This window comes from Frankia nepalensis (genome assembly GCF_016786325.1).
Lineage (GTDB): Bacteria > Actinomycetota > Actinomycetes > Frankiales > Frankiaceae > Pseudofrankia > Pseudofrankia nepalensis.
This window is the reverse complement of the sequence record NZ_JADWYU010000107.1, coordinates 21,305-46,354: the sequence shown is the minus strand read 5'-3', so window position 1 is coordinate 46,354 and position 25,050 is coordinate 21,305. Positions and strand designations below refer to the sequence as shown.

Sequence of the window (25,050 nt, the reverse complement as noted above, 5' to 3'; positions counted from 1 at the left end):
CCCCCCCCCGCCCCCCCCCCCCCCCCCCCCCCGGCGCCGCCCCCCCCCGCGGGGGCCCCCGTCGGCGTGTCCGGTGCCAGCCCGTCCGGCCGGTGCCAGCCCGCCCTCCGGCCCGTCGGCGGGCCCGGGCGCGCGACTCCGTCAGAGCGGGATTCCGGCGGCGCGGGCGGCGCGCAGCCAGGCGGGAAACTCGCCGAGAATCCGCTGATAGAGCGTCTCGTCGTCAATCGCGTCGAGGTCGTCGACGGCGAAGAAGCCCGCGTTGTCGACGACCCGGCCCGCCAGCGTGTCCAGCTTCTCGAGGATTCCGTAGCGCGCCCGCCCGATTCCGACGAACTGCCAGAAGATCGGCAGTTTCGCGGTCCGCCGCAGCAGTTCGGCGATCTGCTTGTCGCGGTAGAGGCCGCCGTCGGTGAGTACCAGGACGAGCGTGGGCGGCGGCGACGGCAACCGCTCATAGTGCTCGAGGATGAGCGCCATCACCTTCGGTTCCTCGTTCTGCCCGCCGATGGCGTCCCAGTTCGGGATGGGCCAGCCGGCCGCCCGCGCCGCCCGCTCCCGGGCGAGCGTCGCGTCCGCGCCGCCCTGGCCGGTCGTGGCCTTGCGCATCCGGACGTACAGCGGGATCCAGTCGGCCAGGAAGTCGACCCGCAGCGGCGGCAGCGCGACCGGTTCGGTCGCGTAGGACCAGACCTCCAGCGTCCCGTCGTCGTCCATGGTCGCGGCGACGGCCGCCACCCGCTCGACCACCCGGGCCACGGTGCCCGCCCGGTAGAGCGCCCGCATCGAACCGCTCGCGTCCAGCGCCAGCGCGACCCGGGCCTGGCGGCCGGGGATGCCCTGCTTGGTCAGCACGGCCTGGACGGTCTTCTTGCGCAGGTCGAGCCGCTTGCGCATGTCGACGCGGGGGTCTCCTGTCGACGGCAGGTCGGCCGCGGAGGCCGCCGCCGCGGCCGGGACGGCGGCCGTGGGGGCCGCGGGGGCCGTGGGGGCGAGGGGCGCGGCGGGCGCGGAGACGTCCTCGTCGGCGGAGACGTCGACCCCATAGTCGGTCGCGAGGCCCGCGAGCCCGGAGGCGTAGCCCTGGCCGACCGCGCGGATCTTCCACGAGCCGCCCCGCCGGTAGAGCTCGACGACGACGAGCGCCTTCTCCGGGCCCAGCGGCGGCGGGGTGAAGCGGGCGAGCTCGGCGCCGGTGGCGAGGTCGGCCACCCGGGCGGACACGGCCAGCCCGCCGAACGTCAGGTGCGGAGTGACGACGTCGATGGTCGCGGTGACGACGATCGACGCCACGTCGGCTGGTTGGCGGGTGGTGTCGACGGTGACCACCTCGCCCGCGCCGTCCGGCGTGCGCCCGATGTGGCGGACCGACCCGTCGGGGCTGCTCGGCGCGTTGAAGAACACCAGGTCGGCGTCCTCGCGGACCTTGCCGTCGGCGCCGAGCCGCAGCGCGCAGACGTCGAGCGAGGGCCCCAGATCCGCCGATCCGGCGGTGGCCCGCCAGCTCACCGTGATCTCGACATCTCCGGCGTCAAGCGCGGCGTTCGCGCCCTTTGTCAGCTCCACGCGGCCCAGTATCGCTTCCTAGCCATCGCTGACGTTCCTAGGCATCGCTGCAGTGCTCCGCCCAGTCGGCGGCGATCTCGCCGAAGACGGCCGGGTCCTCGCCCCGGTTCCAGTAGGCGGTGGACACCTGGACGGCGGTCGCGCCGGCCCGCAGGAAGTCCGCGACGTCCCGCCCGGTCGTCACGCCGCCGGCGCCGACGATGTCGACCGTGTCCGGCAGCAGGCGGCGCAGCTGGCGCACCTGGCCGAGGGCGACCGGGCGCAGCGCCGGCCCGGCGAGCCCGGCAAGCCCGGCCCCGATCACCTCCCGGCCGGCGTGGTCGAAGGCGAGCGCGTTCGGGAAGGTGTTGCTCGTGCACACGTAGCGCGGCCCGTCCTCCGAGCCGGCGGCGAGCTTGCCGAGCACCTCCGCCAGCGAGGCGAGCGCCTCCGGGTCGGAGAACGGCGAGATCTTCACCCCGTACGGCACCGCGCTGGGGATGGCGCGCATCGCGTCGTCGACGGCCGCGCAGATCGCCGCGGTCTGGCGGAGGTCGAAGCAGGCGATCCGCTTCTGGCTGCCCCCGTCCCAGACGTTCGGGCAGGCCAGGTTGACCTCGAGCAGGTCGACGCCGGTGGGCGCCGCCGCCGTCGCGGCCACCGCGTAGTCCTCGACCGAGAACCCGGCGACGGACAGGACCAGCGGCTTGCCTGCGGCGTGCGCGCGGCGGGCCATCTCGGGCAGGTGCTCGCGGTAGTAGCCCAGCCCCCGGTTGGGCAGGCCGAGCGCGTTCAGCGAGTAGCCATCGCCGGAGTGGTAGGTCGCGCCGGCGTTGCCGGCGCGCGCCGCGACGGTGATCGAGCCGACCACGACCGCGGCGGTCGCGGAGCGGGCGAGCTCGGCGACGTCGTCGAGCGACTTGCAGGTCCCCGCGGCGTTCATGACCGGGTGCTCCAGGTCGAGCCCGCACAGCGCCGGCATGCCGCCCCTTTCGCCGTCGCCGCCGGCCCCTCGGCCGGTGGCGACTCCATCTTGCCTGGCGGGTGGACCGGGGTGGGAAACCGAAAGGCCGGTGGCGGAAGGAAGGATGCCTGGGTCAGGGGTGCGCCGGGGTGGCGGCGTCGGGAAGAGGCCCGCCGGGCCCGGATCGGCCCAGGACCCGGATCAGCCCAGGATGGTGTCGAGCAGCGAGATCCCGCCGTCCGCCGACTGGCCGATCTCGAAGCACTTGTCGACGTCACGCAGGTAGCCGGTGCCGAAGGCCGCGGCGCGCTGGCTTGGGTTGCCGTGCGCGTCCGGGTCGACGTTCGGCTCGCCGAGGCTGAACCACTGGCCGCCCTGGTCGCCGAGCTGGATGAACAGCCCGAAGCCGCTGATGATGTCCCCGCCGGGCAGGCGCCCCGCGTCGTGGGTGAACTTGGCCTGGGCGCCGGCCAGGCAGTCGGCCTGGTTCTCCTCGGAGCGGGAGACCACGCCCTCCTGGCCGGACAGGGTCGACGCCCGGTGGCCCAGCTCGTGCATGAGCACGAACATCGGGTACGTGGCGCCCCCCTGCTCGTACAGCGAAGCCATGAAGTCCTCGCTGTACGCGACGGTGTCGTCGAGGGTGCAGTAGAACGCGTTGCTCGCGAAGTCGTTCGGGTCGTCCGACTCGGTGCCGCACGCGCTGTCCGGGATCTCGCCGTCGCGGTAGGAGATGATCCGCGGCTCGGTCCAGACGCCACCGAGCTGCTGCGACCAGAAGGTGTTGGTGGCGCCCGGGCAGCCGTTGGGGCCGGTTATGACCTTGAGCGCGCTCTCCAGGTCCTGGTCCGCGGAACCACCGCAGGCGGGGTCCACGGGAGCGGCACTCTCGCCCGTGGTCGTGCCGGACGAGTCCAAGTCCTCCGGCCCACAGCCCGCGAGCATTCCCGCCGAGAACAGCACCGAAACCGTGATAGCGGCGATTGCCGCCAATCTCCTACGCACGCCGCGACGGTACCGGTAGCCGACCCGCTCGGGCGCGGCCGCGTCGTGCCGGCGACAGACGCCGGCACGACAGGGCGCCGACCGGTGAGGCGGGCCGGGTCCGGTTGACGCCGGACTCTTCGGATCTCAGAAGTGTAAGACCGCGCATTGCGGGTAATTTGCTGCCAACCTCCGGTTCGGCTCTCTTCGGGAGTAAAACGATGGCCGCTGTGCGCACCTACACAAGGACGTCGGTCGGAACGCTTTTGTATCTGGTGGTCGGCCTGATCGTCACGATAAGCCAGGGCTACTGGCACGTGGATCAGTGGGACAACCATTTCCTGAGCAGTCTGTTGACCGCCGTCGTGGCGACCCTGCTCTGGCCGGTCGCGCTGTTCTACACCTTCATTCTCACCGCTAGATAGGCCCCGCGGCAGTCCCGCGAGGCCGGCCCCACGGCCCCGCCGCGCGTCCGCCAGGCTGGCTCCGGTCTCGTCCGGCATCTCCGGACCTCGCGCCGGGTCATCGGGCGGACCGCGGCGGGGCCGTGCTGGGCGTGGTCAGGTGATGGTGACCGGCGTGCCGACCGGCAGAAGGTCGGCGAGTTCGGTGATGTCCTCGTTGCGCAACCGAATACAGCCCATGCTGACATCGGTGCCGACGCGTTCCGGCTGGTTCGTGCCGTGCAGCCCGATGATTCCCTCGCCGCCGTTGAAACTCGTGACGACGTCCGAGAAACCGGACAGGCCGAACGCGTACGGCCCCCACGGCCCGTTCGGGTTCCCCGGTCGCAGCAGTTGGGCCAGGTAGAACCGGCCGTTCGGCGTCGGCGTCGCGCCGGTGCCGATGCCGACCGGATAGACCTTCGCCACCCGCCCGTCGCGGTAGACGGTCAGTTCGTGGCGGACCCGGTCGACGGTCACCGCGAACGGGGTCGCCGCGAGCCGGACGTCCCGGGCGTGGATCCAGCCGGTGGTTCCGTTCGGCCGTACCGGCAGCGCGACCCGCAGCCAGTCGCGCTGGTAACGCTCGACCAGCAGCGTCAGGGGCGCGCCCTGCGCGTTCGGGTTGTCGAGGACCCGGGTGGGCCGCTCGGCGGCTGGCCCGCGCGGGGGCTCGTCCGAGGGCTTGGCCGCCCCGGTGCCGTCGGCACCCGGCGGCGCGGGAGACACCTCGGCGAAGACCGCCACCTTCGTGTCGGCCGGCCAGGCGACCAGGCTCCAGCCCTTGGGCAGGTTCGCCGGGTCGACCCTGCCGTCGGCGCCGGGGCCCGGCGCCGACGCGGTCACCGCGGGGGACGGCGGCGCGCTCGGGGGTGTGGCGGGCGGCGCCTTCTCTTCGTTGCCGCCACACCCCGGGACGAGCAGCCCGGCGACCAGCGATCCGACGACGAAGGCGACCACGACGGCGACGGCCCGCGTGATCGTCGCCGTTCGTGGCCGAGTGTGCCGTGTACGTTCCTGATCGCCGCCGCGCACCGCCGGCCCTCCCGCCGTCGCCCCCTCGTCGCGCCCGGAAGACTACTGGGCGTAGTGGGTGAGGGTGTCGAGCGCGGGCTTCGGGTGGGAACCGCCGCGTCAGCGCCCCGTGCGGGGAACGCCGTTCTCGTCGACGAGCCCGGCGCGGCGCAGCGCGTCGGCGATCGCGCCAGTCGGCGGAGGCGCCCCGCGCCCGCCGCCGCGCTGCCCGCGTCCGCCGCCGCGCGGACCGGAACCGCCACGGGAGTCGCCGGAACCGCCACGGGAGTTGTTGGGGCCCGCTCCAGCTCCCGCTGGCGCGGCGTCACGTCGCCGTCCGTCACCCCCGCGCCCGCCGCTGTCCCGGCCGCCGCCGCGCCCACCGCCGTCTCGGCCGCCGCCCTCGCGGGTGCCGTTCGCCCGTCCGACCGGCTGCCCGCCGCCGTCCTGGCGGCCGTCGCGGCCGGCCGGTCGGCCACGGCCCTCCCGGCCACCGCCGGTGGCCGCGCCGGCGGTCGACTCGTCGTCCAGGCGCAGCGTCAACGAGATCCGCTTGCGCGGGATGTCGACATCGAGCACCTTCACCTTGACGATGTCGCCGGGCTTGGCGACCTCGCGCGGGTCGCGCACGAAGTTCTTCGACATCGCGGACACGTGCACCAGCCCGTCCTGATGGACGCCGACGTCGACGAAGGCGCCGAACGCGGCGACGTTCGTGACCACACCCTCGAGCACCATTCCGGCGACCAGGTCCGACAGCTCGTGCACGCCCTCGGCGAAGGTGGCGGTCTTGAACGCCGGCCGTGGGTCCCGGCCCGGCTTCTCCAGTTCGGCGAGGATGTCGGACACCGTCGGCAGGCCGAACTTCTCGTCGACGAAGTCCGTCGCCTTCACCGCGCGCAGCACGCCGGCGTTGCCGATCAGCCCGCCCAGGTCGGTGCTCGTCGAGGTCAGGATCCGGCGGACCACCGGGTAGGCCTCGGGATGCACGCTGGAGGCGTCCAGCGGGTCGTCACCGCCGGGGATGCGCAGGAAGCCGGCGCACTGCTCGAACGCCTTCGGGCCCAGCCGCGGCACCTCGCGCAGCGCCGCCCTGGTCCGGAACGGCCCGGTGGCGTCCCGGTGCGCGACGATGTTCTCGGCGAGCGTGGCGCCGATCCCGGACACCCTGGTCAGCAGCGGCGCCGAGGCGGTGTTCACGTCCACGCCGACGGCGTTCACGCAGTCCTCGACCACGGCGTCGAGCGAGCGCGACAGCTTCAGCTCGCTCACGTCGTGCTGGTACTGGCCGACACCGATCGACTTCGGGTCGATCTTGACCAGCTCGGCCAGCGGGTCCTGCAGCCGGCGCGCGATCGAGACCGCGCCGCGCAGCGACACGTCCATCCCCGGCAGTTCCCGGGACGCGTAGGCGGACGCGGAGTAGACCGACGCCCCGGCCTCGGAGACCACGATCTTGGTGAGCTTCAGCTCCGGCGCCCTGCGCACCAGCTCCTCGGCGAGCTTGTCGGTCTCGCGCGACGCGGTGCCGTTGCCGATCGCGATCAGGTCGACCTGGTGGGCGGCGCACAGCGCGCCGAGCTTGGCCAGCGCCTCGTCCCAGCGGCGCGCCGGCACGTGCGGGTAGATCGTGTCGGTGGCGACGACCTTGCCGGTGGCGTCGACGACCGCGACCTTGACGCCGGTGCGGTAGCCGGGGTCGAGGCCCATCGTCGAGCGGGCGCCGGCCGGCGCGGCCAGCAGCAGGTCACGCAGGTTCGCCGCGAACACCCGCACGGCCTCGTCCTCGGCCGCCTGGAACAGCCGCAGCCGCAGGTCGATGCCGAGGTGCACCAGGACGCGGGTCCGCCAGGCCCAGCGCACCGTGTCGGAGAGCCACCTGTCCGCCGGGCGGCCCTGGTCGGCGACGCCGAAGCGGGCGGCGATCCGGGTCTCGTACGCCGAGGGCCCGGCGAGGGCGGTCGGATCGGCGTCCTCCGGCTCCGGGTCGAGGTCCAGGTCGAGGACCTCCTCCTTCTCGCCGCGGAAGAGGGCCAGGATCCGGTGGGACGGCAGCGAGGTGAACGGCTCGTCGAAGGCGAAGTAGTCGGCGAACTTGGCGCCGGCCTCCTCCTTGCCCTCGCGGACCTTGGAGACCATCCGGCCGCAGCTCCACATCCGCTCGCGCAGGTCGCCGATCAGGTCCGCGTCCTCGGCGAACCGCTCGACCAGGATCGCGCGGGCCCCGTCGAGCGCCGCGGGGGCGTCGGCGACGCCCGCCTCCGGGTTGACGTAGCCGGCGGCGGTCGCGGCGGGGTCGAGCGCCGGGTCGGCGAGCAGCGCGTCGGCCAGCGGCTCCAGGCCCGCCTCGCGGGCGATCTGCGCCTTGGTGCGCCGCTTCGGCTTGTAGGGGAGGTAGATGTCCTCGAGCCGGGCCTTCGAGTCGGCCGCGTTGATCTGCGCCTCGAGCGCGTCGTCGAGCTTGCCCTGGGAACGGATCGACTCCAGGATCGCCGCCCGGCGCTCCTCCAACTCACGCAGGTAGCGCAGCCGCTCCTCGAGGGTGCGCAGCTGCGCGTCGTCGAGGGTGCCGGTCACCTCCTTGCGGTAGCGCGCGATGAACGGGACGGTCGAGCCGCCGTCGAGCAGCTCGACGGCCGCCGAGACCTGCGTCGCGCGTACCCCGAGCTCCTCGGCGATCCTGGCTTCGATGGACCTGTGGACCGCCAGCTGGGGGGCCTGCGCGGTGGACGTCGTCGTCACAGATGATCTCCTCCGGTCCCGTCCGATTATTCCGGAGGTGGACCGGGGGCGCGGCGACGCCCCGTTGGTCAGTGCGTCCCCTTCGCTTCGTCACCCGCGCGCCCCGCCCCGTCCTCGCTGCTCTGGGACCAGACCTCCGCGCGCGTGCTCCCGCGCTCAGGCGTGGTCGCGGACCAGTTCGGGACCGACCCCGACGGCGCGGGCGCAGTGCGCGCAACAGAAGAACCGGCCGCTCGCCTCCACCCCGTGGCCGCTGATCTTCACCCCGCAGTGCTCGCACACGGGGCTCATGGCGTGGATCGCGCACTCGAAGCTGTCGAACACGTGCACGGCGCCCTGGGCGTGCACCTCGAAGCTCATCGCGTAGTCGTTGCTGCAGACCTCGCACACGGCCATCGCCGCGCTCCCTTCGCCGCCGGCTCCCGCCGTCTCCGGGAGCTGTCGGCTACGGAGAGTAGTCGTGGGGTGGGGGGTGGGCTAGCCGAGCCGGGCGAGGACCCGGTAGGCGTTGGCGCGGGTGCCGCGGGTCAGGTAGGGGCGGGTCGCCGCCTCCGCGAGCGCCGCGGCGGGCAGCAGTGGCCCGAGCGCCGCCAGCGTCGCCGCCCGCCTGGCCCGGCTCCAGGCGGGGCGCGGGTCGTCGCGCCAGGGGAGGCCGGGGGAGGGGGCGAGCCGCTGGCACAGGCCCCACCAGGCCATCGGCGCGTCCCCGGAGATGTGGGTCTCGCCGAATTCGAGGTTCTCGATGGTGAAGCCGCGTTCGGTCAGCGCCGCGACCAGGTTGTCCGCCGGTAGCAGGTTCAGATGCTGGGGAATCAGCATTCCGGACGCGAGCGGTCCGTAGATGCGCATGGCGGGGCTGTCGGGGTTGGGGACTTCGATGAGGAGGTGGCCGCCGGGGGTGAGGGCGGTTTTGGCGGCGTCGAGTTCGGTGCGTGGGTCGCGGGTGTGTTCGAGGTAGTGGAACATGCTGATGACGTCGTAGTGGCCGGCGAATGTTTCGGCGAGGTCGGGGAACTGGCCGTGGTGGGCGGTGTTGATCCAGCCGCGGCGGGCTGCTTCGTGGATGCCGTCGCCGAGGTCGAGGCCGTCGAAGGTGGTGGTGGGCCAGGTGTCGCGGGCGATGAGGCAGAAGTGGCCGAGGCCGGCGCCGACGTCGAGCCAGCGGTTGGGGGTGGGCGGCACCGCCCGAGCGCGGGCGAGGTACGGCCCGGCGCCAGCGCCGGCGATCAGCTCCGCGAGCTCGCCGCCGAGGCCGTCGTAGAAGTCGCGGTAGTAGAAGTCGAGTCCTTCGAGGGTCAGCCGGGGGTTCTGGAACACGTGCCGGCAGTCGGCGCACCGGTCGTAGCGGAACCGGCCCGGCTTCGCCTGCATGGCGTCGGCGCCGACGAGGAACCGGCGCGGCCGGTCGCTCCCGCACCAGGGGCAGGTGTCCCGGCGCGGCTCGAAGAACCGCGCGACGCCCGCCGCGAGCTCGGCCCGGTAGTCCGCGCGGACCTCGGCGGCCTGCTCGGCGTCGGCGGCGGCGTACTGCCGCGGCAGGGTGATCTTCCAGCGCGCCAGTCCGTCCGCTTCGGCGGCGGCCGGGGAGCGCTTGTCGGCCGGGGAGTGCCTGTCGGCTGGAGGACGCCTGTCGGCTGGAGCGCGCCGCCCGGCGAGGGAGTGCCGTCCGGCGGGGGATTGCCGGCCGGTGAGGGAGCGCCGTCCGGCGGGCGTCGCGCCGACGAGGTCGGCGAGCAGCTCGGCGGCGCCACGGCGGCGCGCGAGCGGCGCGGCCAGCAGATCGCGCGGGCGAAGCCGCACCGGGCCACCGGCCGCGACGACGGCCGGCTGCAGGGCGGACAGCGCCGCGGCGGACAGCGCCCAACCCGGGGCCGCCGTCGCCCCGGCGACGAGCAGCGCGTCGCGGACCAGCGGCGCGGCCAGGCTCGTCGGCTCCCAGCTGTAGGCGGCCCGGCGCACGCTGAACCGCGCGGCGCCCGTCCTGGTCGCCGCGCGCAGCCCGGGGAGCACGGCGAGGCCGGTCGTCACCGGCGCGTACCGCTTGAGGGTCTCCAGCGCGGTGACCAGGTCCGTCTCGGTGACGTCCTTCAGGTGCAGGCCGGCGCGGGTGAGCACGTCGCGGTCGATGAGCAGCGCCTGGTAGGCGCCCCGGCCGGGGGCCAACCGGTCTGCCTGGTAGCTGCCGGTGTTGACGAGGCGGGCCAGGTCCAGCAGCCGGTCGGGGGTGAACTCGGCCGGCACCAGGTCGAGGACATGCAGACCGTGGCGCAGCGCGTGCGCGCTGGCGGCGCGCTGCTGGGCCTCGTCGAGGCGCACGCCGTCGGCGAGCAGGAACACGTGGGAGTGGTGCGGCCGGTCGTCGGACGCCTCGATGACGGGAAGCGCGGCCAGCCGGCGGCGCAGCCGGGCGGAGTTCAGCCCGACCCCGGCGCACACGGCCACCGACAACCAGTACCTGCCGTTCACGGCACCTCCGGCCAGCTCGCGCTCCGAGCGCCCGTCATGACAATTGGGCCAGGACGCGGTAGGCGTTCGCCCGCCGACCGCTCGTCAGATAGGGGCGGGCGGCCGCGTCCGCGGCGACGAACGCCGGATACAGCGGCGCGAGCGCGGCGAGCGTCGCCGCGCGCCGGGCCCGGCCCGTGCCCGGATGCGTGCCCGAGCGCCATGGCAGGCCGGCCGACGGGGCAAGCCGCTGGCACAGCGCCCACCAGGCGAACATCCCGTCGCCGTCCAGGTGCGTCTCGCCGAAGTCGACGTTCTCGACGGTGAAGCCGTGCTCGGTCAGCGCCGTGACGAGGTTGTCGGCGGGCACCAGGTTCAGGTGCTGCGGCGCGAGCCAGCCCGACCACAACGGCCCGTAGACGCGCGCCGAGAGACTGTCCGGGTTGGGGACCTCGATGAGCAGGCGGCCGCCGGGGCGCAGCGCCGTGGCCGCGGCGGCGAGCTCGGCGCGCGGGTCGAGGGTGTGCTCCAGATAGTGGAACATGCTGACCACGTCGTAGCGGCCGGCGAACGACCCCGCGAGCTCGGGGAACTGGCCCCGGTAGGCGTGGTCGAGCCAGCCGCGCCGGGTCCCCTCCTCGAGGGCGTCGCCCAGGTCGAGGCCGTGGAAGGCGGTGTCGGGCCAGACGGAGCGCGCCATCAGGCAGAAGTGGCCCATGCCCGCGCCGACGTCGAGCCACCTCGTCGGGGTCGCGGAGGTCGCCGGCACCGAGCGTGCCCGGGAAAGATAGCGGTCACGGCTGGCCTCGGCGATCACCTCCATGATCGGAGCACCGAGGCCGTCGTAGAAGTCGCGGTAGTAGAAGTCGAGACCATCAGGGGTCAGCCGCGGGTTCAGGAACACGTGCCGGCAGTCGGCGCACCGGCCGTAGCGGAACCGGCCCGGTTTGGCCTGGGTCGCGTCGAAGCCGTCGATCACCTTGCGCAGCCGGCCGCCCCCGCACCATGGGCAGGTGACCCGCGGTTTCTCCAGGAACCGCTCGACGCCGTCGGTGAGCTCGGCCGTGTAGGCCGCCCGCAGCTCGGCGGCGCGTGCCTCGTCCTCGGTGGGAAACGCCCGCGGTAACGAGAACCGCCACCGCGCGGGCTGGGCAGGGCCGCCGTCCGCGGCGGCGAGGTCGAGCGCCGGGCCGTCGGACGGCCGCCGCCCGCGGCCGGCGAGGTCGGCGACGAACTCGGCGGCCGCGCGCCGCCGGGTCAGTGGCGAGGCCAGCGCCTCGGCCGGGCGCAGCCGGATCGGCCCGCCCGCCGCGACGACGGCTGGCTGCAGCCAGCTGACCGCGCCCGCCGCGAGCGTCCAGCCAGGCGCGGCGGCGAGCCCGCGGGCGAGCGCGAGGTCACGCAGCAGCGGGCCCAGCGGGGCAGCGGGGTCCCAGCGGTAGGCCTCGTGCCGCACGGCGAGCCGCCGCGCGCCGGTCCGGGGCGCGGCCCGCAGCCCGGGCAGCACCGCGAGCCCGGTCGTCACCGGCGCGTACCGCTTCAGTGTGGCGGTGACCGTCACCAGGTCGACTTCCGTGACGTCCTTCAGCCGCAGGCCGGCGCGGGTGAGCACGTCGCGGTCGATGAGCAGCGCCTGGTAGGCGCCACGGCCGGGGGCCAACCGGGCCTGTTGGTAGGTGGTGGCGTCGACCAGGCGGGCCAGGTCGAGCAGGCGGTCGGCGGTGAGCTCGGCGGGGACAATATCCAGGACGTCGAGGCCGTGGCGGCGGGCGTGGGCGCTGGCGGCGCGCTGCTGGGCCTCGTCGAGGCGCACGCCGTCGGCGAACAGGAAGACGTGGGAGTGGTGGACCGGGGCGTCGGACGGCTCGATGACCGCCACGGCGGCGAGCCGGCGGCGCAGCCGGGCGGTGTTCAGCCCGACCCCGGCGCACACGGCGGCCGACAGCCAGTGCCAGCGGTTCACGAGGCCTCCCGGGCGAGAGTCGGGTTCACGGGACCCGGGCGAGGATTCGGTAGGCGTTGGCACGGGTGCCACGCGTCAGATACGGCTTGCTCGCGGCCTCCGCGGCGACGAGAAGCGGGAACAGCGGCCCGAGCGCCGCCAGCGTCGCCGCCCGTTTGGCCCGGGCCAGGCTCGGATACGGGTCGTCGCGCCAGGGGAGGCCCGGGGAGGGGGCGAGCCGCTGGGCCAGCGCCCACCAGGCGTACATCCCGTCGCCGCCCATGTGCGTGTCGCCGAATTCGAGGTTCTCGATGGTGAAGCCGCGTTCGGTCAGCGCCGCGACCAGGTTGTCCGCCGGTAGCAGGTGCTGGTGCTGCGGCACCATCCAGCCCGGCGACAGCGGTCCGTAGATGCGCATGGCGGGGCTGTCGGGGTTGGGGACTTCGATGAGGAGGTGGCCGCCGGGGGTGAGGGCGGTTTTGGCGGCGTCGAGTTCGGTGCGTGGGTCGCGGGTGTGTTCGAGGTAGTGGAACATGCTGATGACGTCGTAGTGGCCGGCGAATGTTTCGGCGAGGTCGGGGAACTGGCCGTGGTGGGCGGTGTTGATCCAGCCGCGGCGGGCTGCTTCGTGGATGCCGTCGCCGAGGTCGAGGCCGTCGAAGGTGGTGGTGGGCCAGGTGTCGCGGGCGATGAGGCAGAAGTGGCCGAGGCCGGCGCCGACGTCGAGCCAGCGGTTGGGGGTGGGCGGCACCGCCCGAGCGCGGGCGAGGTACGGCCCGGCGCCAGCGCCGGCGATCAGCTCCGCGAGCTCGCCGCCGAGGCCGTCGTAGAAGTCGCGGTAGTAGAAGTCGAGTCCTTCGAGGGTCAGCCGGGGGTTCTGGAACACGTGCCGGCAGTCGGCGCACCGGTCGTAGCGGAACCGGCCCGGCTTCGCCTGGGTCGCGTCGAACCCGGTGATCACTTTGCGCAGGCGCGTGCCGCCGCACCACGGGCAGCTGGACCGCTCCGCCTCCAGAAAGCGCTCGACGCCGCCGGCCAGGTCTGCCCGGTAGCCGGCCCGAATCTCGGCGGCGTGCTCCGCGTCGTCGGGGGTGAACGCCCGCGGCGGCGCCACCCACCAGCGGGCCAGCCGGCCGCCCGTGCCGGCCGGGTCCTTCGGGGCCGACCGGGCCCGGCCGGTCAGGTCCGCGAGCAGCTCGGCCGCACCCCGGCGGCGGGTCAGCGGGGCGCGGACGAGGTCGGCGGGAGCAAGCCGGACCCGGCCCGCGCCGACGACGGCGGGCTGCGCGGCCGACAGCGCGGTGGCGGCCAGCGCCCAGCGCGGGGCGGCGCTCGACCCGGCGAGCAGCAGCGCGTCCCGCAGCGTCGGGCCGAGCGGGCCCAGCGGGTTCCACCGGTACGCCGCCCGCTGGACCGCGAGCCGGGTCGCGCCCGTCCGCGGCGCCGCGCGCAGCCCGGGCAGCACCGCGAGGCCGGTCGTCACCGGCGCGTACCGCTTGAGGGTCTCGGTGATGGCGACCAGGTCGACCTCGTTGACGTCCTTGGGATGCAGGCCGGCGCGGGTCAGCACGTCCCGGTCGATCAGCAGGGCCTGGAAGGCGCCGCGGCCCCAGGCGAGCCGGTCGGCCTGGTAGGTGGTCGTGTCGACCATCCGGGCCAGGTCGAGCAGGCGGTCGGCGGTGAGCTCGGCGGGGACGAGGTCCAGGACGTCGAGACCGTGGCGGCGGGCGTGGGCGCTGGCGGCGCGCTGCTGGGCGTCGTCGAGGCGCACGCCGTCGGCGAGCAGGAAGACGTGGGTGTGATGGACCCGGTCGTCGGAGGGCTGGGCGACGGGCAGGGCCGCGAGGCGGCGGCGCAGCCGGGCGGTGTTCAGCGCGACGCCGGCGCACACGGCCGCCGGCAGCCAGCGCCGCGCGCTCATGCCGCCTCCCCGAGCGTGATCGCGGTGACGATCAGCCCTCGGTCGACGACGAACCGGCCGGCGAGTGTCGTCAGCCGGGTCCCGTCGGGCAGCGTCGGTCCGGGTACCAGCAGCCGGGCGGAAAAGCCGCCCGTCCGGGCGGTGCCTGCCCGGGCGGCGTCCGCCGAGGTGCCCGGCACGCCGGCGGTGGTGCCCGGCGCGCCGGCGGTGCCGTCGTCGGTGAGGGTGATCTCGGCCTCCTCGAAGCCGAGCCAGCGCCGGGCGAGCGGGAACCACGTCTTGTAGACGGACTCCTTGGCGCAGAACAGCAGCCTGTCCCAGTGGACCTCCGGCGCGCGCCGGGCCGCCGCGTCCGCCCACGCCCGCTCGGACGGCAGCGAGACTCGCTCGAACACCCCTTCCGGGGTCGGACCGTTGGGCTCGGCGTCGATCCCGACGGAGACCAGGTCACGGTCCCAGGCGACGACGGCGGCCCGGTAGCCGTCGGTGTGGGTGATGCTGCCGACGATCCCCGCCGGCCACAGTGGCTCCCGCTGGGGTCCAGGCAGCAGCGGCCCCGGCGCGACGCCAAGGCGCGTGAGCGCCCGGCGCGCGCACACCCGCCCGGTGGTGAACTCCCGTCGCCGTTTCTCGACGGCCCGCGCGAGCAGCGCCTCCTCGGCCGGGAAGAGCACGGCCTCGAGGTCGTCCGTGAACGTCTCCACCGCGACCGCGGCCGCCGGCACCACCGAGCCGAGCAGCCCTGCCTCCACCCCCGCCCTTAGCTCCGCCATGGAGCCAAGCTTCGCATCGCCGCCCATGGGCCCTCCGACCCGGGCGTACCCGGAATGCCGTTCCCGTGGTCCGCGTCAGGGCCCCACGATCGCTTCCGGTGATGATCTGCTACCTGGATCGGGCGTGGCGACACAAGATCGAGGGAGTCGCGCGCGGGCGCTGAGGCCCGAAACGACCAGCATCTTCCAGGCGGAGCGAAACCGGCGAGGGGCCGAGGCGCGACGGTCCCGGCGCTACGCGGGACAGGCAGTGGCCATCGCGGACGGCTGAGTCGCCACCGTCCGTGACGGCGGCGCGCGACCTTCTCCCGCGCCAGCTGGCCGAGAGGTGGGAAATCGATGGGTAATTGCCGCTGCATCCAGAAATGAGCGGCTGGGTGCCTGGCCTGTGCGAGCGGGTGACCGGGATCGAACCGGCATGGCCAGCTTGGAAGGCTGGGGCTCTGCCATTGAGCTACACCCGCATTGATCTGACCGAGCCTACCGCGTCAGCGGGGGCACGGACGCCTCACGGGTCGGCCGGGAGCTGGTGGCCGGCTGGTCTGCCCAGGTCCCTGGACCCGCGGGGTGATCGTGGCGAGCTTACCCCGTAGGATGGGTGGGCAACGCCTCGGGGCGTAGCGTAGTGGCTAGCGCGCCTGCTTTGGGTGCAGGAGATCGGGAGTTCGAGTCTCCCCGCCCCGACGTGCCGGCCCGGCTTGTTCGCCGCCCTAGGGCAGCTTCCGGGCGGGCCGCGATACTGCCTGGGGGGCGGCTCCCGGAGGTCCGCTGGCGCGGATCCCCGGGACCCCGACTCCCGGACCCCCCGACGTCGAGTTCGCTCGACCCGAGGGGTAGCTGGGAGTCGACCTGCGCGTGGTGGCCCCGGAACCCCGGCGTCGAGCCTCGCTCGGCCGCGGAGCGGTCCGGGGCCGTCGCGCGGCGGTAATCTCGGCGCGTCCCCCCGTCCGACGTCGTACCAGGAGACATCCGCGCCGTGAAGGCCACCAAGGAGACACTTAGCCCGACCAGGGTCAAACTCACCGTCGAGGTGCCCTTCGACGACCTGAAGCCTTCCCTGGACGCCACGTACAAGAAGCTGTCCAAGCAGGTCCGGGTGTCCGGATTCCGTCCGGGCAAGGTGCCACCGCGGATCCTGGACCAGCGCCTGGGGCGCGAGGTGATCCTCGACGAGGCGCTGCAGGAGGCGCTTCCGCGCTTCTACTCGGAGGCTGTCGAGGCCGAGGACGTCGACGTCCTGTCGCGGCCCGAGGTGGACGTCACCGAGTTCACCGAGGGCAACCCGATCGTGTTCACCGCCGAGGTGGACGTCCGGCCGGAACTGACGCTGCCGGCCACGGACAGTCTCAAGGTCACGGTCGACGCGGTCGAGGTCACCGACGAGCAGATCGAGACCCAGCTCACCTCGATGCGCGAGCGGTTCGCGGTGCTCACCCCGGTGGAACGGCCGGTGGCTTCGGGTGACTACGTGTCGCTGGACCTGTCGGCCGTGGTCGACGGCGAGCCGGTGGAGGATGCCACCGCGACCGGGCTGTCCTACGAGGTCGGCAGCGGCAACCTGATCGACGGCATCGATGACGCGATCATCGGCGCGAGCGAGGGCGAGAGCCGGACGTTCGACACCGAGCTGCTGGCTGGCGACCAGAAGGGCCAGACCGCCCAGGTCACCGCGGTGGTCAGCGGCGTCAAGGAGAAGGAACTCCCGGCGCTCGACGACGACTTCGCCACGACCGCCAGCGAGTTCGACACGCTCGACGAGCTGCGTGCCGACCTGCGCGAGCGTCTTGAGAACAGCCGCAAGTTCGAGCAGGTCAACCAGGCGCGCGAGCGGCTGCTGGAGCAGCTGCTCGAGGCCGTTGACGTCCCGGTGCCGGACTCCGTGCTCGAGTCCGAGATCGAGGCCCGTGAGCATCGGCTGGGCCACGACCTGGAGCGGTTCGGCGTGGACCGCGAGACCTACCTCAAGACGCTGGAGCAGGAGCCCGACGAGTTCGACGCGCAGGTGCGCGACTCGGCGACGAAGGCGATCAAGTCTCAGTTCGTCCTGGACGCGGTGGTGCGTGCCGAGTCGATCGGGATCGACCAGGGTGAGCTGATGGAGCAGATCGTGCTGCTCGCCCAGCGGTCCGGAGTCGCGCCGGAGCAGTACGCGCAACAGCTGGCGGGAGGCAACGGCGCGGGCCTGACCGCGCTGATGGCCGACATCATGCGCAACAAGGCGCTGCTGCACCTGCTGCGCGCCGCGACGGTCGTCGACGGCGAGGACAACCCCATCGAGCTCGCGCTGCCGGAGAGCCCGGAGCCGGTGGACGTCGACGATCATGACCACGATCATGACCATGACCATGACCACGAGGGTCACGATCACGACCACTAGTGGTTCCTCGGCGACCCGCGGACGCGGGCGCCGGAGGTCTGGCCTTCGCGGCTGACCTGGCAACGCCCAACCGGCCCCCGCGGACCTGTGCCGCGGGGGCCGAGGCATGTCCGCGGCTGTCGCGGTGACCTGGCCGCCGTGGTGACCATGGCCTGGTTTTGGCCCGGTTTCCCGGCTCATTCTGTGTCCGGAATTGGGCGGGCGCTGAGCATTCGCCCGGTGGAGCCGTCACCGGGCGCTCGGCGCCCGTGGCGGCGGACCGCCCCTCTGCCTAGCGCGAACATCGGGCCGGATGGGCCGGAACTCGCCCGGGTCACAGATAGTGTCGAGCCGGTCAAGCTGTAGCCCCGCGGGTCGCATCAGGGGAACAAGTCGCCATGCCAGCCAGGAAGCCTGGCCGGGAAGCCGAGGAGCCGACCGTGAGTGAGTTCGCAGTGCCGAGTCTGGCCGTGCCGGGTGGCCCGAGCCTCCGGTCGCCGAGCCAGGGCGGCCCGGGGTTCGACGATCAGGTCTACAACCGCCTGCTGCGGGAGCGGATCATCTTCCTCGGCTCGGTGGTCGAGGACAACATCGCGAACCAGATCTGCGCGCAGCTGCTGCTGCTCAACGCCGAGGACCCGAACCGGGACATCTGGCTGTACATCAACTCGCCGGGCGGCTCGGTCAGCGCCGGGATGGCGATCTACGACACCATGCAGTTCGTCGAGAACGACGTGGCGACGGTGTCGCTGGGCCTGGCGGCGTCGATGGGCCAGTTCCTGCTGTGCGCGGGCGCGTCGGGCAAGCGTTACTCGCTGCCGCACGCGCGGATCATGATGCACCAGCCGTCGGGTGGGATCGGCGGCACGGCGTCCGACATCGCCATCCAGGCCGAGCAGATGCTCTACACCAAGCGGATGATGCAGGAGCGGATTGCCTTCCACACGGGCCAGCCGATCGACCAGATCGAGCGGGACTCGGACCGGGACCGTTGGTTCACCGCCGAGGAGGCGAAGGACTACGGCTTCGTCGATCACGTCGTCCAGCGCGCCCGCCAGGTGCCCACCGACGCGAACAGCTGAGTTTCTCGCTGCGCCCCAGCTCTTCCGGCCCGGCATACCGTCCTTCGGAGGCCACGATCATGTCCCATTACGAGCACACCGGCCGCTACGTGCTGCCGAACATCATCGAGAAGACGTCGCGCGGTGAGTACGGCATGGACCCGTACTCCAAGCTGCTCAAGGAACGGATCGTCTTCCTCGGCGTCCAGATCGACGACGTGTCGGCGAACGACGTCATGGCGCAGCTGCTGTTCCTGGAGTCCGAGGATCCGGATCGCGACATCTCCATCTACATCAACTCGCCCGGTGGGTCGTTCACGTCGCTGACAGCGATCTACGACACGATGCAGTTCGTCCGGCCCGACATCCAGACCATCTGCATGGGCCAGGCCGCCTCGGCCGCGGCCGTGCTGCTGGCCGCCGGCACCCCGGGCAAGCGGTTCGCGCTGCAGAACAGCCGGATCCTCATCCACCAGCCGTCCGGCTCCGGTGAGGGCCAGTCGAGCGACATCGAGATCCAGGCACGCGAGATTCTTCGGATGCGCTCGCTGCTGGAGAGGATGCTCGCCGACCACACCGGTAAGTCGGAAGAGGAGATCCGCCGGGACATCGAGCGGGACAAGATTCTCTCCGCCGACGAGGCCAAGGAGTACGGCCTCATCGACGAAGTGATCAAGACTCGCAAGACGTCCCGCCTGTCGGCCGCACGCTGACGGTCCGGTCGGCCGTACGCTGACCGGAATGAGCCGCGCGATAGGGCTCTCACCGGGCGCCCGGCCGGGGTAACGTCCCCACGGGGGACGGTACGAGGTCGGGCAGGCCCGGCGCGGGAAGCGGTTGCCCGGCGGCGGTCCCGCCCGAAGCTGCCAGCGGGCCGACGGGGCCCTGGGCGTCGCGCCGCGACGTCCGGGGCACACGGCGGCCGGAGGCGGACACAGCGGAACGACATCGACCGAAGCGGCTGGCGTGTTGGCCCTTGAGCCGGCCGTGAAGGGCGCACAAGAATGCGAAGGCCTCGCTCGACACGCGACGACCGGGCGGTCACAGCCGCCCCCGACCCGCAGGCGACCCCATCGTCTGGACGAAGGGACTGAGTCCTCGGTGGCACGCATCGGTGATGGCGGCGACCTGCTGAAGTGCTCGTTCTGTGGGAAGTCGCAGAAGCAGGTGAAGAAGCTCATCGCCGGACCCGGCGTCTACATCTGCGACGAGTGCATCGATCTCTGTAACGAGATCATCGAGGAGGAGCTCTCCGAGTCCTCCGAGCTCAAGTGGGATGAGCTGCCCAAGCCGCGGGAGATCTACGAGTTCCTGGACGGCTACGTGGTTGGCCAGGAGACCGCGAAGAAGACGCTGTCAGTGGCGGTCTACAACCACTACAAGCGGATCCAGGCGGGTGGCTCGGCCCAGGGGGACGCGGCCAAGGGCGAGGTCGAGCTCGCCAAGAGCAACATCCTGCTGCTGGGCCCGACGGGCTGCGGCAAGACCCTGCTCGCGCAGACCCTCGCCCGGATGCTCAACGTCCCGTTCGCGATCGCCGACGCCACCGCGCTCACCGAGGCCGGCTACGTGGGCGAGGACGTCGAGAACATCCTGCTCAAGCTGATCCAGGCGGCCGACTACGACGTCAAGAAGGCCGAAACCGGGATCATCTACATCGACGAGGTCGACAAGATCGCCCGGAAGTCGGAGAACCCCAGCATCACCCGGGACGTCTCCGGCGAGGGCGTGCAACAGGCGCTGCTGAAGATCCTGGAGGGCACCACGGCGAGCGTGCCGCCGCAGGGCGGGCGCAAGCATCCCCACCAGGAGTTCATCCAGATCGACACCACGAACGTGCTGTTCATCGTCGGCGGCGCGTTCGCGGGGCTGGACCGGATCATCGAGTCCCGGATCGGGAAGAAGTCCCTCGGATTCCGCGCGGTACTGCACGGCAAGGACGATCCGGACTCGTCTGACATCTTCGGCGACGTCATGCCGGAGGACCTGCTGAAGTACGGGATGATCCCCGAGTTCATCGGCCGGCTACCGATCATCACCAGCGTGCAGAATCTCGACCGCGAGGCGCTGATCCGGATTCTGACCGAGCCGAAGAACGCGCTCGTCCGGCAGTACAAGCGGCTTTTCGAGCTGGACAACGTCGACCTCGACTTCACCTCCGACGCGCTGGAGGCCATCGCCGACCAGGCGATCCTGCGCGGCACCGGCGCGCGCGGCCTGCGCGCGATCATGGAGGAGGTGCTGATGTCGGTGATGTACGACATCCCGAGCCGCAAGGACGTCGCCCGCGTCGTCGTCACCCGCGAGGTCGTGCTCGAGCACGTGAACCCCACGCTGGTGCCCCGCGACATCGCGGCGCAGAAGCGCAACACCCGCCAGGAGAAGTCCGCGTGATGCGGCGGGGTGGGCCGACGCTGTTCGCTGACCTTCGGTCAGCTTCCCGGTAGGCCGCACCACGCATGTCTGCCCAGGGGGATGACCCCCTGGAACCCCCAATGTCAGGGGGCTTCGCCCCCCGACACCCCCCGTCGGCGCGCGCTTCCGCTGCGCCGTATCGGGCTTGGGCTGTGCTGATCACCAAGGACCTCCTTGTACACCTTGAGTGCGCGGGCCACGGGACGTCGAGCACTGGCTCTGCCCAGACTCAGGGGAAGGGTGTCTACGAGTGTTCGTGCCGACGATCCGGGTCCCGGAGCCGACCATCCGCTCTTTTACCGGGTGGTCGGGACGAGGGTAAGGGTCCGGCTGGCGGATAACCTTCGGGCGTGACGGACAACGGGCGAGCGGGCGGGCCGGACCAGGCGGCGGCCGACGGGGACGAGCTGGCGCGGGTCGAGAAGGCGCTGGCCGGGCGCTTCCCGCACCGGATGATCCCCGACCTGGAGCGGATGCGTGATCTGGTCGATCTGCTCGGCCACCCCGAGCGGTCGTTCCCCGTGGTGCACCTGACGGGCACGAACGGCAAGACGTCCACCGCTCGGATGATCGACTCGGTGCTGCGCGCCTTCGGGCTGCGCCCCGGGCGCTACACGTCGCCGCATCTGGAGAGCGTGACCGAGCGGATCAGTCTCGACGGCCAACCGGCGAGCGCCGAGGTGTTCGCCCGCGCCTTCGACGACGTGCTGCCCTACGTCGAGATCATCGATGGCCGGCACCCCGAGCGGGTCACCTTCTTCGAACTGCTGACCGCCATGGCGTTCTCCGCGTTCGCCGACGCCCCGGTCGACGTGGCCGTGGTCGAGGTCGGCATGGGCGGCGCGTGGGACGCGACCAACGTCGTCGACGGTGTGGTGCAGGTGGTCACGCCGATCGCGCTCGACCACCGGGAGCTCGGCGATACCGCCGAGGAGATCGCGGCCGAGAAAGCGGGGATCCTGCGCCCTGCGTCCCTCGCGGTGCTCGGCGCGCAGCCGCTCGGCGTGGCCCGGGTGCTGGCGGACCGGGCTGCCGAGCTGGGCACGACGCTGGCCCGCGAGGGCCTGGAGTTCGGGGTCGCGCGGCGGAACGTGGCCGTGGGCGGGCAGATGCTGACCCTGCGTGGCCTGGGCGGCGTCTACGACGAGATCTTTCTGCCGCTGCACGGGGAGCACCAGGCGCACAACGCCGCGTGCGCGCTGGCCGCCGTCGAGGCGTTCCTGGGTGGCGGCGCCGAGCTGCTGGACGTCGAGGCGGTGCGCGCCGGCTTCGCCGCGGTGAGCTCGCCGGGCCGGCTCGAGGTGGTGCGCCGCTCGCCGACGATCGTGCTCGACGGCGCGCACAACGTCGCCGGCGCGCAGGCCCTGGCCGAGGCGCTCACCGACAGCTTCGCGTTCGACGTGCTCGTCGGCGTGGTCGGCCTGTTGTCCGACAAGGACGCGCACGGCATGCTCAGCGTCCTGGAGCCGGTGCTGCACTCGGTCGTCATCACGCAGAGCAGCTCGCCGCGGGCGTGGCCCGCCGACGAGCTGGCCGCGGTCGCCGTCGAGGTGTTCGGCGCCGACCGGGTCGAGGTCGCGCCCCGGCTGGACGACGCGATCGACGCGGCCGTGCGGCTGGTGGAGGAGGACGCCGAACTCGGCGGCGGCGGTGTCATCGTCGCCGGCTCGCTGACCATCGTCGGCGAGGCCCGCCGCCTGCTGGCGCGCTGAGCCGCGCGCTGGCACGGGCGCCCTGGTACCGGCGTTCTGGCACGGGCGCCCTGGTACCGGCGTTCTGGCACGGGCGCCCCGGCCGCTGGGTCTCGCGAACAGAGTAAGTTGGCGTCCAGCACTGTGGGTTATGCCGACCCGGTCAGCAGTGTGGGCCGGTGCGGTGTTCCGCGCCTCGTCGGCCCAGCCAACCATCGCCCCGACCTGGGACAGGGGAACCCCGCCGTGGGTGGCACCCTGGCCAGGCCCGCTCGGGCGCGAAGCGCCTGACATGTCGGGGCGCCGCGCGCCCCGACGACACGAACAAAGGAGTCCGGTGTCCGCTGAGCGCACCCTCGTCCTGGTCAAGCCCGACGGTGTCCGCCGCGGCCTCGTCGGCGAGATCGTCAGCCGCCTCGAGGGCAAGGGCCTCGCCCTGGTGGCCCTCGAGCTGCGCACGCTGGAGAAGTCGGTCGCCGAGACCCACTACGGCGAGCACGCGAGCAAGCCGTTCTTCGGCGAGCTGGTCGAGTTCATCACCTCCGGGCCGCTGGTCGCGCTGGTCGTCGAGGGCCCGCGCGCGATCGAGGGCGTGCGCGGCCTGATGGGCGTCACCGACCCGGTGAAGGCCGTCCCCGGCTCGATCCGCGGTGACTTCGCGCTCGAGATCGGCGAGAACCTGGTTCACGGCTCGGACTCGCCCGAGTCGGCCAAGCGGGAGATCGACCTGTTCTTCCCCGGCCTCGGCTGAGCCGCCGGGGCCCCGACCACGGCTACGGCCACGGGGCCCCGACCACGCGACTGACAGGCGGGCCCTCCTGCTCCAGGAGGGCCCGCCTGTTCGTTGTCGGCGGGGCCGCCGCCGCGCGGGCTCCCACCCGGTGGGTGAGCCGGTGGGCCCGGCCGGCGTGGCTCTCCGCTCAGGCGGGCGGGGCGGTCTGGCCGGCTACGGGCAGGCTCGGCCCGCGCCGGCGGGCGCGATGCGTGTCGCCTCGCGAAGGTCGTCCCGCTGACCGCCGGAAGGACCGGCTGGGGCGCGGCCGGGCGGGATGACCGGTCGGCACCCCGGGTGACACGGTTCCGCCGGGGCGGCGGGCTGTCGGTGGCGCGGTCTAGGCTTTCTTTGTCCCCGCCGGACAGTGGGACCTCGCCGGACAGTGGGACCTGGTCTCCGCTGGACAGTGGCTCTTGCTGGACAGCGGGACGGGGCGCCGGACCCCCGGCCGCCAGGAACCACCGAGGAACGTCGCGACACGCCCCGCCTGCTCCACACCCCCGCAATGTCCGCACCGCTCCCGCACTCCCCGCACACTCAGTCCCTCCGCATGACGTCCGCGTGGTCCGCCCGCGTGCACGCATCCCCGGTACCGGGCCATGCGTAGTCGGTGAGGAACACGACGTCCGCCATGAGGATCAACAACGATGACGGTCATGACCGCCCTGATGGGGATCGCGACATAACCGTCCGCATACCCTGAGCCTCGAAGAACCCTGATCGTGTTCGACGTCCAGGGGCCAGCTCGGCGGGTCCGGCGTCACCGGACCGGTCCGGTGACGCCCCAGGACCGCATCTCCGGGAAGGTCGGCCCGACGATGTCCAGTTCCCTGTCGTTCCTAGGCCGCGACATGGCCGTCGATCTCGGCACCGCCAACACGCTCGTCTACGTGCGCGGTCGTGGCATCGTGCTCAACGAGCCGAGCGTCGTCGCGATCAACACCACCACCACGGGCATCCTCGCGGTCGGGACCGACGCCAAGCGCATGATCGGCCGGACGCCCGGCAACGTCGTCGCGGTCCGGCCGCTCAAGGACGGCGTGATCGCCGACTTCGAGACGACCGAGCGGATGCTGCGGTACTTCATCCAGAAGGTGCATCGGCGCCGGCACTTCGCCAAGCCGCGGCTGGTGGTGTGCGTGCCGAGCGGCATCACCGGTGTCGAGCAGCGCGCCGTGAAGGACGCCGGTTATGAGGCCGGCGCCCGCCGGGTCTACATCATCGAGGAGCCGATGGCGGCCGCGATCGGCGCCGGCCTGCCGGTGCACGAGCCGACCGGCAACATGGTGGTCGACATCGGCGGTGGCACCACCGAGGTCGCGGTGATCTCGCTCGGCGGCATCGTCACCAGCCAGTCGATCCGGATCGCCGGCGACGAGCTGGACTCGGCGATCATCTCCTACGTCAAGAAGGAGTACTCGCTGATGCTCGGCGAGCGCACCGCCGAGGAGATCAAGATGGCGATCGGCTCGGCCTACAAGATGCCCGACGAGCCGAGCGCGGAGATCCGTGGGCGCGACCTGGTGACTGGCCTGCCGAAGACGATCGTCGTCACCGCCGAGGAGATCCGCAAGGCGATCGAGGAACCGGTGAACGCGGTGATCGACGCCGTCAAGGTCACCCTGGACCGGTGCCCGCCGGAACTCGCCGGCGACATCATGGACCGCGGCATCGTGCTCACCGGCGGCGGCGCGCTGCTGCGCGGCCTGGACGAACGGCTGCGCAACGAGACCGGCATGCCGATCCACATCGCCGACAACCCACTGCACTCGGTCGCGATGGGCTCCGGCAAGTGCGTCGAGGAGTTCGAGGCCCTCCAGCAGGTCCTCATCTCCGAGCCCCGCAGGTAGCGCTCCTCCGCGCGCGGTTGGGCGCCCGCGGGTCTGGCGACCGCGGTCGCGCCGGCCGGACAACGTTTCGCCGAAATTACGCGGGGCCGGGAACCCGCGCGCGGGCTGGTTCGTCCGTGCCGGCGGACG

General features: G+C 72.7%; 18 protein-coding genes and 2 tRNA genes. 9 read left to right on the top strand and 11 right to left on the bottom strand.

The annotated features are described in order from the left end of the window. Positions 1 to 141: 141 nt before the first annotated feature. The 3 genes from I6A81_RS13385 to I6A81_RS13375 form a co-directional block, all read right to left on the bottom strand. A complete protein-coding gene (locus I6A81_RS13385; RefSeq protein WP_203001944.1) occupies positions 142 to 1,566 on the bottom strand; it encodes a VWA domain-containing protein in 1,425 nt (474 codons plus the stop codon). 37 nt (positions 1,567 to 1,603) lie between these two features. Beyond that, on the bottom strand, positions 1,604 to 2,527 hold the full coding sequence (locus I6A81_RS13380) for a beta/alpha barrel domain-containing protein (protein WP_203001945.1): 924 nt from the start codon (positions 2,525 to 2,527) through the stop codon (positions 1,604 to 1,606). 183 nt (positions 2,528 to 2,710) lie between these two features. Continuing rightward, entirely contained in the window at positions 2,711 to 3,514 is an 804-nt protein-coding gene (locus I6A81_RS13375) for a neutral zinc metallopeptidase (protein ID WP_203010194.1), read from the bottom strand. A 200-nt stretch (positions 3,515 to 3,714) separates the two neighbouring features. Between I6A81_RS13375 and I6A81_RS13370 the strand changes: the two genes are divergently transcribed. Next, positions 3,715 to 3,918 carry a hypothetical protein gene (locus I6A81_RS13370; RefSeq protein ID WP_203001947.1) on the top strand — a complete coding sequence of 68 codons (204 nt, stop codon included), beginning with the start codon at positions 3,715 to 3,717 and terminating at the stop codon, positions 3,916 to 3,918. Positions 3,919 to 4,053: 135 nt separating this feature from the next. On the opposite strand, the gene I6A81_RS13365 is transcribed toward I6A81_RS13370, so the two are convergent. From I6A81_RS13365 to I6A81_RS13330, 8 genes are all read right to left on the bottom strand, one after another. Next, positions 4,054 to 4,896 carry a L,D-transpeptidase gene (locus I6A81_RS13365; RefSeq protein ID WP_307874643.1) on the bottom strand — a complete coding sequence of 281 codons (843 nt, stop codon included), beginning with the start codon at positions 4,894 to 4,896 and terminating at the stop codon, positions 4,054 to 4,056. Positions 4,897 to 5,070: 174 nt separating this feature from the next. Continuing rightward, positions 5,071 to 7,692, bottom strand: coding sequence for a Tex family protein (locus tag I6A81_RS13360; RefSeq protein ID WP_203001948.1), 2,622 nt, complete (start codon positions 7,690 to 7,692; stop codon positions 5,071 to 5,073). A gap of 156 nt (positions 7,693 to 7,848) precedes the next feature. Then, complete coding sequence (locus I6A81_RS13355) at positions 7,849 to 8,088, bottom strand: hypothetical protein (protein ID WP_203001949.1); 240 nt, start codon at positions 8,086 to 8,088, stop codon at positions 7,849 to 7,851. 81 nt (positions 8,089 to 8,169) lie between these two features. Beyond that, a complete protein-coding gene (locus I6A81_RS13350; RefSeq protein WP_203001950.1) occupies positions 8,170 to 10,158 on the bottom strand; it encodes a class I SAM-dependent methyltransferase in 1,989 nt (662 codons plus the stop codon). A 34-nt stretch (positions 10,159 to 10,192) separates the two neighbouring features. Then, a complete protein-coding gene (locus tag I6A81_RS13345; RefSeq protein WP_203001951.1) occupies positions 10,193 to 12,100 on the bottom strand; it encodes a class I SAM-dependent methyltransferase in 1,908 nt (635 codons plus the stop codon). A gap of 25 nt (positions 12,101 to 12,125) precedes the next feature. Continuing rightward, entirely contained in the window at positions 12,126 to 14,000 is a 1,875-nt protein-coding gene (locus I6A81_RS13340; RefSeq protein WP_203001952.1) for a class I SAM-dependent methyltransferase, read from the bottom strand. Next, positions 13,997 to 14,773, bottom strand: coding sequence for a 4'-phosphopantetheinyl transferase family protein (locus tag I6A81_RS13335; protein ID WP_203001953.1), 777 nt, complete (start codon positions 14,771 to 14,773; stop codon positions 13,997 to 13,999). The genes I6A81_RS13340 and I6A81_RS13335 overlap by 4 nt, the downstream gene beginning before the upstream one ends. 393 nt (positions 14,774 to 15,166) lie before the next feature. Beyond that, positions 15,167 to 15,237 (bottom strand) — tRNA-Gly (locus tag I6A81_RS13330). Positions 15,238 to 15,384: 147 nt separating this feature from the next. Here I6A81_RS13330 and I6A81_RS13325 point away from each other — a divergent pair. From I6A81_RS13325 to I6A81_RS13290, 8 genes are all read left to right on the top strand, one after another. Then, positions 15,385 to 15,457, top strand: a tRNA-Pro gene (locus tag I6A81_RS13325). 292 nt (positions 15,458 to 15,749) lie between these two features. Further along, positions 15,750 to 17,150 (top strand): trigger factor, encoded by a 1,401-nt coding sequence (tig, locus tag I6A81_RS13320; protein WP_203001954.1) that lies wholly within the window; start codon positions 15,750 to 15,752, stop codon positions 17,148 to 17,150. A gap of 419 nt (positions 17,151 to 17,569) precedes the next feature. After that, on the top strand, positions 17,570 to 18,211 hold the full coding sequence (locus I6A81_RS13315) for an ATP-dependent Clp protease proteolytic subunit (protein WP_203001955.1): 642 nt from the start codon (positions 17,570 to 17,572) through the stop codon (positions 18,209 to 18,211). Between the two features lie 59 nt (positions 18,212 to 18,270). Then, a complete protein-coding gene (locus I6A81_RS13310) occupies positions 18,271 to 18,903 on the top strand; it encodes an ATP-dependent Clp protease proteolytic subunit (RefSeq protein WP_203001956.1) in 633 nt (210 codons plus the stop codon). A 388-nt stretch (positions 18,904 to 19,291) separates the two neighbouring features. After that, positions 19,292 to 20,584, top strand: coding sequence for an ATP-dependent Clp protease ATP-binding subunit ClpX (gene clpX / locus I6A81_RS13305; RefSeq protein WP_203001957.1), 1,293 nt, complete (start codon positions 19,292 to 19,294; stop codon positions 20,582 to 20,584). 371 nt (positions 20,585 to 20,955) lie between these two features. Further along, the gene (locus I6A81_RS13300) at positions 20,956 to 22,317 is read left to right on the top strand and encodes a bifunctional folylpolyglutamate synthase/dihydrofolate synthase (RefSeq protein ID WP_307874642.1); all 1,362 of its coding nucleotides are present in this window, start codon (positions 20,956 to 20,958) and stop codon (positions 22,315 to 22,317) included. A 316-nt stretch (positions 22,318 to 22,633) separates the two neighbouring features. After that, complete coding sequence (gene ndk / locus I6A81_RS13295) at positions 22,634 to 23,047, top strand: nucleoside-diphosphate kinase (RefSeq protein WP_203001958.1); 414 nt, start codon at positions 22,634 to 22,636, stop codon at positions 23,045 to 23,047. 842 nt (positions 23,048 to 23,889) lie between these two features. Continuing rightward, positions 23,890 to 24,921 (top strand): rod shape-determining protein, encoded by a 1,032-nt coding sequence (locus I6A81_RS13290; protein WP_203001959.1) that lies wholly within the window; start codon positions 23,890 to 23,892, stop codon positions 24,919 to 24,921. The last annotated feature ends 129 nt before the right edge of the window (positions 24,922 to 25,050 follow it).